17 protein-coding genes are annotated in these 13,654 nt (G+C 67.3%); 6 read left to right on the forward strand and 11 right to left on the reverse strand.

Going from position 1 to position 13,654, the window contains the following annotated elements; all coding sequences use genetic code 11:
• Positions 1-47 precede the first annotated feature (47 nt).
• Both NL241_RS23665 and NL241_RS23670 read left to right on the forward strand, forming a co-directional pair.
• Positions 48-401 carry an ArsR/SmtB family transcription factor gene (locus NL241_RS23665; RefSeq protein ID WP_487688094.1) on the forward strand — a complete coding sequence of 118 codons (354 nt, stop codon included), beginning with the start codon at positions 48-50 and terminating at the stop codon, positions 399-401.
• Positions 398-799 (forward strand): Fur family transcriptional regulator, encoded by a 402-nt coding sequence (locus tag NL241_RS23670; RefSeq protein ID WP_487687148.1) that lies wholly within the window; start codon positions 398-400, stop codon positions 797-799. The genes NL241_RS23665 and NL241_RS23670 overlap by 4 nt, the downstream gene beginning before the upstream one ends.
• On the opposite strand, the gene NL241_RS23675 is transcribed toward NL241_RS23670, so the two are convergent.
• From NL241_RS23675 to recO, 3 genes are read right to left on the reverse strand one after another with little or no spacing between them, the layout of a single operon-like run.
• Positions 792-1,244, reverse strand: coding sequence for a hypothetical protein (locus NL241_RS23675; RefSeq protein WP_487687146.1), 453 nt, complete (start codon positions 1,242-1,244; stop codon positions 792-794). The genes NL241_RS23670 and NL241_RS23675 overlap by 8 nt on opposite strands.
• The gene (locus NL241_RS23680; protein ID WP_487687143.1) at positions 1,244-2,128 is read right to left on the reverse strand and encodes a decaprenyl diphosphate synthase; all 885 of its coding nucleotides are present in this window, start codon (positions 2,126-2,128) and stop codon (positions 1,244-1,246) included. The genes NL241_RS23675 and NL241_RS23680 overlap by 1 nt, the downstream gene beginning before the upstream one ends.
• On the reverse strand, positions 2,073-2,918 hold the full coding sequence (gene recO, locus NL241_RS23685) for a DNA repair protein RecO (RefSeq protein ID WP_487687141.1): 846 nt from the start codon (positions 2,916-2,918) through the stop codon (positions 2,073-2,075). The genes NL241_RS23680 and recO overlap by 56 nt, the downstream gene beginning before the upstream one ends.
• Before the next feature lie 61 nt (positions 2,919-2,979).
• Between recO and NL241_RS23690 the strand changes: the two genes are divergently transcribed.
• The 3 genes from NL241_RS23690 (at position 2,980) to NL241_RS23700 (ending at position 5,762) form a co-directional block, all read left to right on the forward strand.
• Positions 2,980-4,437 (forward strand): amidase, encoded by a 1,458-nt coding sequence (locus NL241_RS23690; RefSeq protein ID WP_487687139.1) that lies wholly within the window; start codon positions 2,980-2,982, stop codon positions 4,435-4,437.
• A gap of 21 nt (positions 4,438-4,458) precedes the next feature.
• On the forward strand, positions 4,459-5,004 hold the full coding sequence (locus NL241_RS23695; RefSeq protein WP_487687136.1) for a CAP domain-containing protein: 546 nt from the start codon (positions 4,459-4,461) through the stop codon (positions 5,002-5,004).
• A 125-nt stretch (positions 5,005-5,129) separates the two neighbouring features.
• A complete protein-coding gene (locus tag NL241_RS23700) occupies positions 5,130-5,762 on the forward strand; it encodes an MmpS family transport accessory protein (protein ID WP_494395221.1) in 633 nt (210 codons plus the stop codon).
• Here the strand turns inward: NL241_RS23700 and era are convergent.
• The 8 genes from era to hrcA form a co-directional block, all read right to left on the reverse strand.
• Complete coding sequence (gene era / locus NL241_RS23705; protein ID WP_487687131.1) at positions 5,759-6,661, reverse strand: GTPase Era; 903 nt, start codon at positions 6,659-6,661, stop codon at positions 5,759-5,761. The genes NL241_RS23700 and era overlap by 4 nt on opposite strands.
• Before the next feature lie 21 nt (positions 6,662-6,682).
• On the reverse strand, positions 6,683-7,000 hold the full coding sequence (locus NL241_RS23710) for a cytidine deaminase-like protein (protein ID WP_487687129.1): 318 nt from the start codon (positions 6,998-7,000) through the stop codon (positions 6,683-6,685).
• Positions 6,993-8,297: a hemolysin family protein gene (locus NL241_RS23715; protein ID WP_487687126.1), complete on the reverse strand. Its 1,305-nt coding sequence runs from the start codon at positions 8,295-8,297 to the stop codon at positions 6,993-6,995. The genes NL241_RS23710 and NL241_RS23715 overlap by 8 nt, the downstream gene beginning before the upstream one ends.
• Entirely contained in the window at positions 8,294-8,830 is a 537-nt protein-coding gene (gene ybeY / locus NL241_RS23720) for an rRNA maturation RNase YbeY (RefSeq protein ID WP_487687123.1), read from the reverse strand. The genes NL241_RS23715 and ybeY overlap by 4 nt, the downstream gene beginning before the upstream one ends.
• A gap of 63 nt (positions 8,831-8,893) precedes the next feature.
• Complete coding sequence (locus NL241_RS23725; RefSeq protein ID WP_487687121.1) at positions 8,894-9,919, reverse strand: PhoH family protein; 1,026 nt, start codon at positions 9,917-9,919, stop codon at positions 8,894-8,896.
• A 92-nt stretch (positions 9,920-10,011) separates the two neighbouring features.
• The gene (locus NL241_RS23730; protein ID WP_487687118.1) at positions 10,012-10,743 is read right to left on the reverse strand and encodes a 16S rRNA (uracil(1498)-N(3))-methyltransferase; all 732 of its coding nucleotides are present in this window, start codon (positions 10,741-10,743) and stop codon (positions 10,012-10,014) included.
• 15 nt (positions 10,744-10,758) lie between these two features.
• Positions 10,759-11,907, reverse strand: coding sequence for a molecular chaperone DnaJ (gene dnaJ / locus NL241_RS23735; RefSeq protein WP_487687114.1), 1,149 nt, complete (start codon positions 11,905-11,907; stop codon positions 10,759-10,761).
• Between the two features lie 75 nt (positions 11,908-11,982).
• Positions 11,983-13,026 carry a heat-inducible transcriptional repressor HrcA gene (hrcA, locus tag NL241_RS23740; RefSeq protein ID WP_487687112.1) on the reverse strand — a complete coding sequence of 348 codons (1,044 nt, stop codon included), beginning with the start codon at positions 13,024-13,026 and terminating at the stop codon, positions 11,983-11,985.
• A gap of 195 nt (positions 13,027-13,221) precedes the next feature.
• Between hrcA and NL241_RS23745 the strand changes: the two genes are divergently transcribed.
• Complete coding sequence (locus tag NL241_RS23745; RefSeq protein WP_487687109.1) at positions 13,222-13,536, forward strand: type II toxin-antitoxin system VapB family antitoxin; 315 nt, start codon at positions 13,222-13,224, stop codon at positions 13,534-13,536.
• Positions 13,537-13,654 lie beyond the last annotated feature (118 nt).

Here is a 13,654-nt window from a genome sequence, read left to right on the forward strand (position 1 = left end):
TGGAAACGATTTCCATTATGGGAGGTGCCGCGGAAGTGTCCACCGGGATGTACGACCAAACCCTTGGCGAGTTCGAACACCAACACGGCACCGCCACTCATCCGACCTTGCCGCCGCGCGAGATCCTCGACGGCGCCGGCGAGATTCTGAGGGCCCTGGCCGCGCCGGTCCGGATCGCAATCGTGTTGCAGCTCAATGAGTCCGCGCGTTGCGTGCACGAACTCGTCGACGCCCTCGGCGTGCCCCAACCTCTGGTCAGCCAGCACCTGCGGATCCTGAAGGCCGCCGGCGTCGTCGCCGGAGAACGCGCCGGCCGTGAGGTGATGTACCGCCTCGTCGACCACCACCTCGCCCATATCGTGCTGGACGCGGTGGCCCACGCCGGAGAGGCTCACCAATGACCAACACCGAAGTCCGCACCCGGGCCACCAAACAACGCGCGGCCATCACCGAACTGCTGGACAGCCTCGAGGAGTTCAAATCCGCGCAGGAACTCCACGACGAACTGCGCCGCCGCGGCGAGAACATCGGGTTGACCACGGTGTATCGCACGCTGCAAGCCATGTCGACGGCCAATCAGGTGGACACGCTGCGCACCGACAACGGCGAGGCCGTGTACCGCCGCTGCTCGACCCACCACCATCACCACCTGGTGTGCCGCGACTGCGGGGCCACCGTCGAGGTCGAGGGACCCGAGGTCGAATCGTGGGCCGCGGCGGTGGCCGCCGACCACGGCTTCACCGACGTCAGCCACACCGTCGAGATCTTCGGCACCTGCACCGCATGCGGGTCTAGCTGAGCGCCTCACGCACGTCGGCCCCGGCGGCCAGCACCATCAGGATCAAGGTCCGCAACGCCTCATCGGACAGACCGGCACCCGGAAAGTTGTAGCGCAGCAACACATCTGCGGATTTTTTGGCCGTCGACCTCCGGGTCGACGACTTCGCCGTCGAACCATTGGCCGCGACGTCCGGCCCTTGTTCAACCTTTTCGACCAGCGCCACCGTGCCCAACAGCGTCTTGCTGGCCTGCTGGGCCACCTTCTCGCGAACCTTGGCGTTCAGCGGCAGATCCCAGGCCAGCGGTTGTGTCAGCGACACCATCTCCAGGCCTTCGGCGATCGTCACCACCCGCAGCGAGGCCACCAGCCCCGGTTGGCTGACGGTCAATGCGCCGTCGGATTCCTCGACGACGGTCAGCACCTCGGCCAGGGCGCTCGACAAACGCTGCACGAGGTCGGGCATCAGGCCCTGCCGAAGCGCCGGTTGCGCGACACGAACTCCTCGCAGGCCGCCCACAGATCGCGACGGTCGTAATCCGGCCACAACTTGTCCTGGAACACGAACTCGGCGTACGCGGCCTGCCAGAGCAGGAAGTTCGACGCGCGCTGCTCCCCCGACGTCCGGATGAACAGGTCGACATCGGGGATGTCGGCGCGGTGCAGGTGCTTGGCGAACGCCGCCTCGCTGATGCGTGACGGGTTGATCCGGCCGTCAACGGCCTCCTGCGCGAGCTGGCGGGTGGCTTCCACGATCTCGGTGCGACCGCCGTAGTTCACGCAGTAGTTCACGGTGATGACGTCGTTGCCGACCGTCATCTGCTCGGCGATGTCGAACTCCTTGATGACGCTGCTCCACATCCGCGGCCGCGAGCCGACCCAGCGCATGTTCACCCCCATGGCGTCGAGGTTCTCCCGGCGACGGCGCACCACCTCGCGGTTGAACCCCATCAGGAAGCGCACCTCCTCGGTGCTGCGCTTCCAGTTCTCGGTGGAAAACGCATACACCGTCAGGTGTTTGATCCCGATCTCGATGGCCCCGCAGGTGATGTCGATCAGCACCGCCTCGCCCATCTTGTGCCCCTCGGTGCGGCCCAGCCCGCGCTGGGTGGCCCAACGCCCGTTGCCGTCCATCACGACGGCGACGTGGTTGGGCACCTGGCCCGCGGGGATCTGGGGAGCCGAGGCTTTCGAGGTGTGCTGAGGCGGCCGGGAGAACCGGCCGTTGGTCTTGGGCGGCAGTTGCGGGAAGACGACCGGCCACGTCGAAGTGTCCGGGAACACCGGATAGTCGTCAGGCGCTGGAGGCAGCTGGGGGTAGCTGATCTTCCCTTCCCGTTTCAAAGCCATGAGGGATATCCTGCCCGACCAGCATGACCCGGCTATCAGCGACTGTGCGATCAGGCCGGTAGGCCCGCTCCACCAGGGGCAGAGTCCGTAGCTGACGCTCCAGGTGCCACTGCAGATGCGCAGCCACCAAGCCGCTGGCCTGACTGCGGTACGACGACGGTGACGCTTCGGCGTGTTCCCAATCGCCGTCGTGCAGCGCCGACATCAGATCGATGACACCCTGCGGCGGTGTGCTGGCCCCGGCCGGGCGGCAGTGCAGACACACACTTCCCCCGGCGGCCACATGGAACGCCCGGTGCGGCCCGGGTGTGGCGCAGCGGGCGCATTCGGTGAGCGCGGGTGCCCACCCGGCAATGCCCATGGCCCTCAGCAGATAGGCGTCGAGCACCAGCTCCCGCGACCGGGTGCCGTCGGCCAGCGCCCGCAGCGCACCGACGGTCAGCTTCTGCAGCGGAGGCATCGGGGCGCGCTCTTCACCGGCGAGGCGTTCGGCGGTCTCGAGGATGGCGCAAGCGGTGGTGTAGCGGCCGTAGTCGCCCACGATGTCGGAGGCGAACGCATCCAGGGCCACCACCTGGGTGACGATGTCGAGGTTGCGGCCCGGGTGCAACTGCACGTCGACGTGGGTGAACGGTTCCAGCCGGGCACCGAACTTGCTGCGGGTGCGACGCACCCCCTTGGCGACGGCACGGATCAGCCCGTGATCGCGGGTCAGCAAGGTGACGATGCGGTCGGCTTCGCCGAGCTTGTGCTGGCGCAGCACCACCGCTCGATCCCGATACAACCGCATCGAATCAGTTTCTCATTGCCATGAGACATCAAAGGGGACGCGCGCCGATAGTCTCCTCGTGATGCGTTCGTCGGACCGATTCCCCACCGTCGGTGACCAGCTGTACCAGCTGGCCAGCGGCTCGGTGAACGCTGATGACCTGGTGCGGCGTTCGCTGCACGCGATCACCGCCAGCCAGTCGACCCTCAACGCGTTCCGGACGGTATTGACCACTTCGGCGCTCGCCGAGGCCGCCGCCGCCGACGAACGGCGCCGCGCCGGTGACACCGCACCCCTGCTGGGCATCCCGATCGCCGTCAAGGACGACGTCGACGTCGCCGGGGTACCGACCTTCTTCGGCACCTCCGGGCGGGTGCTGCCGGCCACCGCCGACGCGGAAGTGGTGCGACGGCTGCGCGCAGCCGGTGCGGTGATCGTGGGCAAGACCAACACCTGCGAGTTCGGCCAGTGGCCGTTCACCAGCGGACCCGGGTTCGGGCACACCCGCAACCCGTGGGACCGCAAGCACACCCCCGGCGGCTCCTCGGGGGGCAGCGCCGCGGCGGTGGCGGCCGGTCTGGTGGCAGCGGCCATCGGCTCCGACGGCGCGGGCAGCGTCCGCATCCCGGCGGCCTGGACCAACCTCGTCGGCATCAAACCGCAGCGCGGCCGCATCTCCACCTGGCCGCTGGCCGAAGCCTTCAACGGGATCACCGTCAACGGCGTGCTGGCCCACACCATCGCCGACGCCGCGCTGGTGCTGGACGCGGTGTCGGGCAATGTGCCCGGCGATCTGCACAAACCCGCGCCGGTCTCGTTGTCCGAGGCGGTTGCCCGCGGCCCGGGCCAACTGCGCATCGCGATCTCGACGCGGTTTCCGTTCACCGGCTTCCGCGCCCGTCTGCATCCGGAGATCCACCGCGCCCTGCGGTCCGTCGCCGACCACATGACCGATCTCGGCCACACCGTGCTGGACGGCAGCCCGGACTACGGGTTGCGGCTGTCGTGGAACTTCCTGGCGCGATCCACCTCAGGCCTGCTGGACTGGGCCGACCGGATGGGCGACGGCGTGGAACTCGACCGGCGCACCTCGGCGAACCTGCGGATGGGACGGCTGCTGTCGGAACAGGTGCTGCGCAAGGCGCGCGCCAACGAGACCCGCACGCAGCAACGGGTGGGTGCGATCTTCGAGACCGTCGACGTGGTGGTGGCGCCCACCACCGCGCTGCCGCCGCTGCCGGTGCACCTGTTCGACAAGTTGTCGGGGCTGGCCACCGACAAGGCCATGATCGCCGCCTGCCCGGGATGCTGGCCGTGGAATGTCCTGGGCTGGCCCGCAATCAGCGTTCCCGCGGGGTTCACCTCGACCGGCTTGCCGATCGGCGTACAACTGATGGGCCCCGCCGACAGTGAGCCGTTGCTGGTGTCCCTGGCAGCTCAGCTCGAAGCGGTGACCGGCTGGTCGACACACCACCCGGAGGTGTGGTGGAACACCCCGCACACCAGGGACGCCGGGTATTCCCCTGCCGATGCCGGCTGAGACCCCGTAAGGTCACCTGCCATGACTGCGATGCGTGCTGCCGTCGTCCTGCCTGTCCTCGCGGTTGCCGGCGCCTCGCTGATCAGCTCACCCGCCGCCCAGGCCGACAATCGGCGCCTCAACGACAGCGTGGTGGCCAACGTCTACACCGCCCAGCACCAGGCCGGCTGCAGCACCAACATCAAGATCAACCCCAAGCTGCGCCTGGCTGCCCAATGGCACACCAATGACGTCCTGCACAACCGGGCCCTCAACGGAGACATCGGCTCCGACGGCACCACGGTGGCCGATCGCGCCCGCAACGCCGGCTACAACGGCGAGGTGGCCGAAACAGTGGCGATCAACCCCGCACTGGCGATCAGCGGGGTCGAGATCCTCAACCAGTGGTGGTACCGCCCCGACTACCACGCGATCATGCACGACTGCGCCAACGTGGACATCGGCGTCTGGTCGGAGAACCTGATCGACCGCACGGTTGTGGTCGCCGTCTACGGCAAGGGTGACGGCGGAGCGCCGGTACCGGCCCCCGGCCGCGAGTTCGGCAATGTGCCGGGCTGGACTCCGTAGCCAGGTCACACTCAACGGCGAATCGCGGAAACGGTAGGGAAACACCCGATTCCTCCTCCCCCGCAGGGTCATTAGCGTCCTGCTCACAGTGCGCCGACTCGACGCGCGCGTTCCGGGGAGGCCCCATGACCATCAAGTACGCCGCGCCTGTGTTGACCTTGGCCGCGCTCATCGTCGGATCGAGCGTGACGCCGGCAGCGGCCGAACCGCTGCCGTACGGCCCGGACACCTGCATCCAGGGACTCGTGTGGCGCGAGGCGCGCCCCGGTGACACCGTGTGCGTGACACCCGCCGTGCGCGATCAGGTGGCCACGCAGAACGCCAACCCGGGATCCAACAAGGATCCGCTGGCCGGGTCGGGGCCGCTGTCCTGCTCACAGGGGTTCGTCTGGCGCGAGGCCTTCGACGGCGACGCCATCTGTGTGCCAACGGCTTTCCGCCAGCAGATGTGGGACGCCAACGCCGCGGCGCAGTCGAACTTCCAGCGCAATGTACCTGCCGCGCCGCAGGGCAGCACCGTGACATTCCTGGTCACCGGCAGCGGGAAGGCGATGACCGTGGACATCGACCCGTCGCCGGATCGGTTCTACGACGTGCAGTTGCCGTTCTCCCGAACCCAGCCTCTCGACCCGGGTGAGGACATGCTTCAGGTGGTGGCCGTCGGCAACGGCACGGCCGGGTGTGAAATCCGGATCGACGATGTGGTGGTGGCGTCACAACCGCCGGGCGGCAGTGCGCACTGCATCTGGACGCGTTAGAAGCCCAGTCTGCCAAGCTGTTTCGGGTCGCGTTGCCAGTTCTTGGCGACTTTGACCCGCAGGTCGAGGAAGACCTTGGTGCCCAAGAGCTTTTCGATCTGAGTGCGGGCGGCCGTGCCGACTTCCCGGAGCCGGGCACCGCCCTTGCCGATGACGATGCCCTTCTGGCTGTCGCGTTCGACGTAGAGGATGGCATGCACGTCGATCAGGTCGTCGCGGCCTTCCCGCTGTTCGACCTCATCGATGACGACGGCCAGTGAGTGCGGCAGCTCGTCGCGCACGCCTTCCAGGGCGGCTTCGCGGATGAGCTCGGCCATCAGCACTTCCTCGGGCTCGTCGGTGAGTTCGCCGTCGGGGTAGAACGCCGGCCCCGGCTCGAGATGCGAGACGAGTACGTCGGTGAGGACGTCCACCTGGTCACCCTTGGTGGCCGACACGGGCACGATCTCGGCGGCCTTGTCGCCGAACGCTTCCTGCACGGCCAGGAGCTGAGCGGCGACCTTCTCCTTGGGTACCTTGTCGATCTTGGTGACGACGACGATGAGTGTGGTCTTGGGTGCGACAGCGCAGATCTGGTCGAAGATCCAGCGGTCGCCCGGGCCGATGCCTTCGTCGGCCGGGATGCAGAAGCCGATGACGTCGACCTCGGAGTAGGTGTCCTTCACCAGGTCGTTGAGCCGCTGTCCCAGCAGCGTGCGCGGCCGGTGCAACCCAGGAGTGTCGACGAGCACGATCTGGAAGTTCTCCCGGTGCACGATGCCGCGGATGGTGTGCCGGGTGGTCTGAGGCCGGTTGGAGGTGATGGCCACCTTGGCGCCGACGAGCGCATTCGTCAGCGTCGACTTGCCGGTGTTGGGCCGGCCGACGAAACAGACGAAGCCGGAACGGAACTCACTCATCAGGTCCAACCCTTTCGCGGTTCATTGGGGTGTTCCCGCGCGGTCGGTCACGATGATCGAAGCGTCGCCCGACAACTCCCGGACCGCCGCCACTCCTGGGTCCTGCGTGTCGCCGGCCACCAGCACGGCGGCCTCCAAACCCGTGGCACCGCTGGACACCGCCGCGGCCACCGCCGCCTGCAGCGCGCTCAACTCCAGAGCCGCCAGCCGTACCGGGGCCCCGGCATAGGTGCGCCCGTCGAGGTCACGCACCGCCGCCCCAGAACCGGCCTCGGCCCGGCCCATGGCGCCGCGCGCCAGCGTCACCAGTTTGGCGTCCTCGGGGTCCAGCTCAGTCATCGTGGTGCGACTCTTCCTCTTCGGGGTCGGGCTCGGTGGGGCTGACGAGCACCGTACCGACCCGGACCCGGCCGCGATGGTCATGGCCGCCTTCGGCGCGAAGCCGCAGGCCGTGCGACACCACCTCGGCACCCGGCAGCGGCACCCGGCCCAGCTCCAGCGCCAGCAACCCGCCCACGGTGTCGACATCGAGGTCGTCGTCGAACTCGACATCGTAGAGCTCACCGAGATCCTCGATGGGCAGCCGCGAGGACAGCCGGAAATTCTTCTCGCCGAGGTCCTCGATGGGCGCGACTTCGTCGGTGTCGTACTCGTCGGCGATCTCACCGACGATCTCCTCGAGCACGTCCTCGATGGTGACCAGACCGGCGATCGCGCCGTACTCGTCGACCAGCAGGGCCATGTGTTTGCGGTCGCGCTGCATCTCCCGCAACAGGGCGTCCAGTGGTTTGGAGTCCGGCACGAACACCGGCGCGCGCATCACGTCGGACACCTTGGTGTCGCGGCCGCCGTTGCTCGAATAGTAGGTGCGCTCGATCAGATCCTTGAGGTAGACGACACCCACCACGTCATCGACGTTCTCGCCGATCACCGGGATGCGGGAATGCCCGCTGCGCACCGCCAACGAGGTCGCTTGGCCGGCGGTCTTGTCCGATTCGATCCAGACCATCTCGGTGCGCGGCACCATGACTTCGCGGGCCGGGGTGTCGCCGAGTTCGAACACCGACTGGATCATCCGCCGCTCGTCGTCGGCCACCACGCCGCTCTGCTGCGCCAGGTCGACGACCTCGCGCAACTCTATTTCCGACGCGAAAGGTCCATTTCGGAAACCGCGTCCCGGTGTCAGCGCATTACCGAGCAGGATCAGCAGCCGGCTGATGGGTGCCAGCAGAATCGAAATCGCTTGCAGCGGAACGGCAGCACCCAAGGCGATCGAGTAGGCGTTCTGCCTGCCCAAGGTGCGGGGACCGACGCCGATCGCGACGAAGCTGACCACCACCATGATGGCGGCCGCAGCGAGCAGACCCCAGTTCAGTCCCCAGAAGTCCTCCAGGAAGGCGACCAGCAGTGCGGTGGCGGTGACTTCGCAGGCGATCCGGAGCAACACCACCAGGTTGATGTACTTGGGGCGTTCGGCGATGACCTTGTTCAGCCGGACCGCGCCGGGACGTTCGTCGCGAACCAGCTCCTCGACCCGGGCCAGGGAGACGGTGCTGATGGCCGCATCGATCGCCGCGAGTAGACCACCGAGCAGGATGAGGGCAATAGCCAGGAGCAGCGGTGCTATACCTGTCACGATTCGTCGTAAGCCCTCGACTTGTCGAGCAGTCTGCGGTCTCTCTCCGCCTGGACGCTGCGCCGGTAGAGCTGCTCCTGATCGGCATACCAATCATCGAGCAGCTGACGCTGCAAGGCGAACATCTCTTTCTCCTCGTCGGGCTCCGCATGGTCGTATCCGAGCAGATGCAACACACCGTGAACGGTGAGCAGCGCCAGTTCGTGTTCGAGCGGATGCCCGGCAGCCTTGGCCTGATCGGCGGCGAACTGCGGGCACAGCACGATGTCGCCGAGCATCGACGGGCCCGGCTCGGCGGCGTCGGGGCGGCCACCGGGTTCGAGCTCATCCATGGGGAAGCTCATGACGTCGGTGGGGCCGGGCAGGTCCATCCACCGCATGTGCAGGTCGGCCATGGCGGCGGTGTCGAGCAGCACCATCGACAGTTCCGCACCCGGACTGACGTTCATCTTGCCGATCGCGAACCGCGCGACGCTGATCAACTCTTCTTCGGAGACGTCCATCCCCGATTCGTTGGAAACCTCGATACTCATGCGCAATCCGCTCCCGCGCTCGTCCCCGGCGCACTCGCTACCTGCTGCTGGAGACTCATCGCGTCACCGTCGCCCCGACCGGCGCTGCGCCCGGTTCATACTGCTCGGCTCCTCGGAGCGGGCGTAGGCGTCGACGATCTCGGACACCAGCCGGTGCCGTACCACGTCGGCGCTGGTGAGCTCGGAAACGTTGATGTCATCGATGCCGTCGAGGATGTCCACCGCGGCGCGCAGACCGGAGCGTGCTCCACCGGGCAGATCGATCTGTGAGGTGTCGCCGGTGACAACCATCTTCGACCCGAAACCGAGCCGGGTCAGGAACATCTTCATCTGTTCGGCGGTGGTGTTCTGCGCCTCGTCCAGGATGATGAATGCATCATTGAGCGAGCGGCCACGCATGTATGCCAGCGGCGCCACCTCGATGACCCCGGCGGCCATCAGCTTCGGAATGGCCTCCGGATCCATCATGTCGTGCAGCGCGTCGTACAGCGGACGCAGATACGGGTCGATCTTCTCGCTGAGCGTGCCGGGTAGAAAGCCAAGGCGTTCACCGGCTTCCACCGCGGGCCGGGTCAAGATGATCCGGTTGACCTGCTTGGTCTTGAGCGCGTTGACGGCCTTGGCCATCGCGAGGTAGGTCTTGCCGGTGCCGGCGGGCCCGATGCCGAAGACGATGGTGTGGTTGTCGATGGCGTCGACGTAACGCTTCTGGTTGAGCGTCTTGGGCCGGATGGTCTTGCCGCGCCGCGACAGGATGTCCAGCGTCAGCACCTCAGCCGGTGACGCGTCGTCAGACCCGGTCACCATGGAGATGCTGTGACGGATCGAGTCCTGCGTCAGCGGCTGGCCGCTGGCCACCACCGCCAGCAACTCGGTGACGACGCGTTCAGCCAGGGCGACGTCAGCCGGATCACCGGACAGGGTGATGGCGTTGCCGCGGACATGGAGGTCGGCGGCCAGAGAGCGTTCGAGTGCGCGCAGATTCTCGTCAGCGGAGCCGAGCAGGCCCACCACGAGGTCAGGCGGAACATTGATGCTGCTTCTCACGGTGTCATCCGTGGTGCCAGCGTTCGTCTCGCGGGGCGTCACGTGGAGTTTCGAGCCTGCTTTCTACACACGTACTGCTGTCGGTTCGGACACTTCAGTCTACCTTTGTCAACTGTTACGGCCCAATGGATAACTCAGGCCCACCGCGGGGTGAGTACCCCCAGCGCGCCCAGCGCAACGGCGGCCGCAGTCGAGGTCCGGAGCACTGTCGGGCCCAGCCGCACCGCGTGCGCGCCGGCACCGATCAGCGCGGCCACCTCGTCGTCGGCGATACCGCCCTCCGGACCCACCACGAGGGTGATCGACTCTGCCTGTCCCACACCGACGTCCGTCAACGCAACGGTGGCGGATTCATGCAGAACGAGGGTCAACCCGGTGGAAACACAGGCCAGCACGTCGGCGGTCGAGGCCACCCCTGACACGTCGGGGATGAACGCCCGCCGGGACTGCCGGGCCGCCGACCGCGCCACCGCGCGCCAGCGCCGCAAACCCTTGTCAGCTTTCGGGCCGTCCCAGCGGGCGACGCAGCGCGACGCCTGCCAGGCCAGGAAGCGGTCGGCGCCGGCCTCGGTGGCCAATTCGACGGCCAGTTCGGAACGTTCGGCCTTGGGGATGGCTTGCACGACGGTGACGGGAGGGACGGGCGCCACCACGTCACGCCGATCGATCACGCGGGCCTGCAGGCCCCGCTTCTCCACGTGGTCGACGACGCAGTCGGCCACCGTGCCGGCCCCGTCGCCCAGGACAACACGTTCTCCGACCCGGAGCCGGCGCACGCTGGCGGCATGAAAGCCTTCGTCGCCGTCGACGGTGGCCAGCTGCCCGACCTCGGGAACGCGGTCGATGAAGAACAGCGGGTCAGACAACAGTCAGCGACTTGCTCAACGACCCGAGAACGTCTCACGCAGCCGGCTGAAGATGCCGCCGTTGTGCGCCGCGGAGGCATGGGTGGACTTGACCTCGGCCACGTCGCGGGAGCGGTTCTTCTTCAGGTCGCGCAGTAGCTCGGCGTCACGGTGATCCAGCTTGGCCGGCACCACGACGTTGATGTGACCGTGCAGGTCGCCGCGCACGCCCGAGCGCAGGTGCGGCATGCCGTGCCCGCGCAGGGTGGTGATCGAACCGGGTTGGGTGCCCGGAGGGATGGTGATCTCGGTGAGGCCGTCGAGGATGGCGTCGACGGTCACGGTGGTGCCCAACGCGGCGTCGACCATCGGCACGTCGATGGTGAAGTGCAGGTCATCACCGTCCCGGACGAAGATGTCGTGCTGCTCCTCGTGAACCTCCACGTACAGATCACCGGCGGGTCCGCCACCCGGGCCCACCTCGCCTTGCGCGGCCAGCCGCACCCGCATGCCGTCACCGACACCGGCGGGGATCTTGACGCTGATCTCGCGGCGGGCGCGCACCCGGCCGTCACCACCGCAGCGATGGCACGGATCGGGGATGACCTCCCCGACCCCGCGGCAGGTGGGACACGGCCGTGAGGTCATGACCTGGCCGAGAAGCGAGCGCTGCACACTCTGCACTTCGCCGCGGCCACCGCAGGTATCGCAGGACACCGGGGTGGAGTCGCCGTTGGTGCCCTTGCCCTTGCACAGGTCGCACAACACGGCGGTGTCGACGGTGACCTGTTTGGTCACGCCGGTGGCGCACTCGGTGAGATCGAGTCGCATCCGCAGCAGCGAATCCGAGCCCGGCCGCACCCGGCCCACCGGGCCGCGCGAGGTGGTGCCGGCCCCGAAGAACGCCTCGAAGACGTCGCCCAGCCCGCCGAAACCGCCGAAACCGTTCCCGGCACCGGCCGCGGCGTTCTCCATCGGATCACCGCCGAGATCGACGATGCGGCGCTTTTCCGGATCGGACAGCACCTCGTAGGCGACGGAGATCTCCTGGAACCGGACTTGAGCGGCTTCATCAGGATTGACGTCCGGATGCAGCTCACGGGCGAGCTTGCGGTACGCACGCTTGATCTCCGAATCGCTCGCGCCTTTGCTCACGCCGAGCAGACCGTAGTAATCACGTGCCACGCTGTTCACACTTCCTTGTCGAAAATCCAGCCTTGTCGAGAATCCAGCCTTGCGGTCGGGCGCGTCGAGCCCCCACTAGCGGGCGCCCAAGACCTCACCGATGTACAAGGCGACCGCCGCAACACTGGAGATGGTGCCCGGATAGTCCATCCGGGTGGGCCCGAGGACGCCCATACCGCCATAGACCTTGTCCATTGTGCCGTATGTCGTGGACACCACCGACGTGCCCGCCATCTGCTCGGCTCCCGAAGCGACCTGGGCCTCGTGACCGATGCGGACCGTCACCTTGCCGGCCTGCTGTTGGGCGGCGAGCAGCTTGAGTACCACCACCTGCTCCTCGAGCGCCTCGAGCACCGATCGCAGCGAGCCACCGAAATCCGCGGTGTTACGGGTCAGGTTGGCGGTGCCACCCATCAGCAGCCGCTCCTCGGTGTGCTCGACGAGCGTTTCGAGCAGCACCGTGGCCGACCGGCCGACGGCGTCCCCGAGGCCTCCCGAGCCGTCGAGCTGGCTGGCCAGGTCGGCGACCGCCACCGAGGCGGCGGCCAGCTTCTTGCCGTCGAGCGCTCCGCCGAGCATCTCACGCAGCTGGGACAGCTGGTGGTCGTCGATGGCGTTGCCCAGCTCGACGATGCGCTGGTCCACGCGGCCCGAATCGGTGATGACCACCAGCAGAAGCCGCGCCGGGGACAGCGCCACCACTTCGAGATGGCGCACCGTCGACGTGGACAACGTGGGGTACTGCACGACGGCGACCTGACGGGTGAGCTGCGCCAACAACCGCACCGCGCGGCGCAGCACGTCGTCGAGGTCAACTCCTGATTCCAGGAACGTCAGGATGGCCCGACGTTCGGACGCCGACATGGGCTTGACGTTGTCGATGCGGTCGACGAATTCGCGGTAGCCCTTCTCGGTGGGCACCCGGCCGGAGCTGGTGTGCGGCTGCGTGATGTATCCCTCAGCCTCGAGCACCGCCATGTCATTGCGCACAGTGGCGCTGGATACGCCGAGATTGTGGCGTTCTACCAGGGTCTTGGAACCGATCGGCTCCTTGGTGGACACGAAGTCGGCGACGATGGCCTGCAACACCGCAAAGCGGCGGTCATCGGCACTGCTCATACTGTTGCACCTCCTGGATCGTCCGAGCCAGCCCATTTTACGGCGTTATACAGCACTGATGCTGCCGTGGCGGTGTTGTGGCGGCACAAGTCGACGTATCGGTGGCATTCCGCGCTGTAACGACTAGCCTTTTCCAATGGCCGAAATGATCGGGGGGTCACGTCGGGGGGCCGACACGCTAGGAATGTTCCGCCGATGATCTTCAAGGGCGTCCGGGAGGGCAAGCCGTATCCCGAGCATGGGTTGTCCTATCGCGACTGGTCGCAGATCCCGCCGCGCCAGATCCGCCTCGACGAGTTGGTCACCACCACCACCGTGCTCGCTCTCGATCGGCTGCTGTCGGAAGATTCGACCTTCTACGGCGACCTGTTCCCCCACGCGGTCAAGTGGAAGGGCATCGTCTACCTCGAAGACGGCCTGCATCGCGCGGTGCGCGCCGCATTGCGAAACCGCACGGTGCTGCACGCGCGGGTGTTCGACATGGACCTGCTGGCGCCGTCCACCGCCTGACCCCCTTCCCTTTCCGGCGAGCGCGCGTGTCTGTACACCAACACGCGGGCGTGGCCGTACAAACGCGTGCGCTCACGCACCTCGACACGTGGTGGCGCCGGCCCTGGACCGTGCCGCC

It is taken from the genome of Mycolicibacterium sp. SMGY-1XX (genome assembly GCF_059132455.1).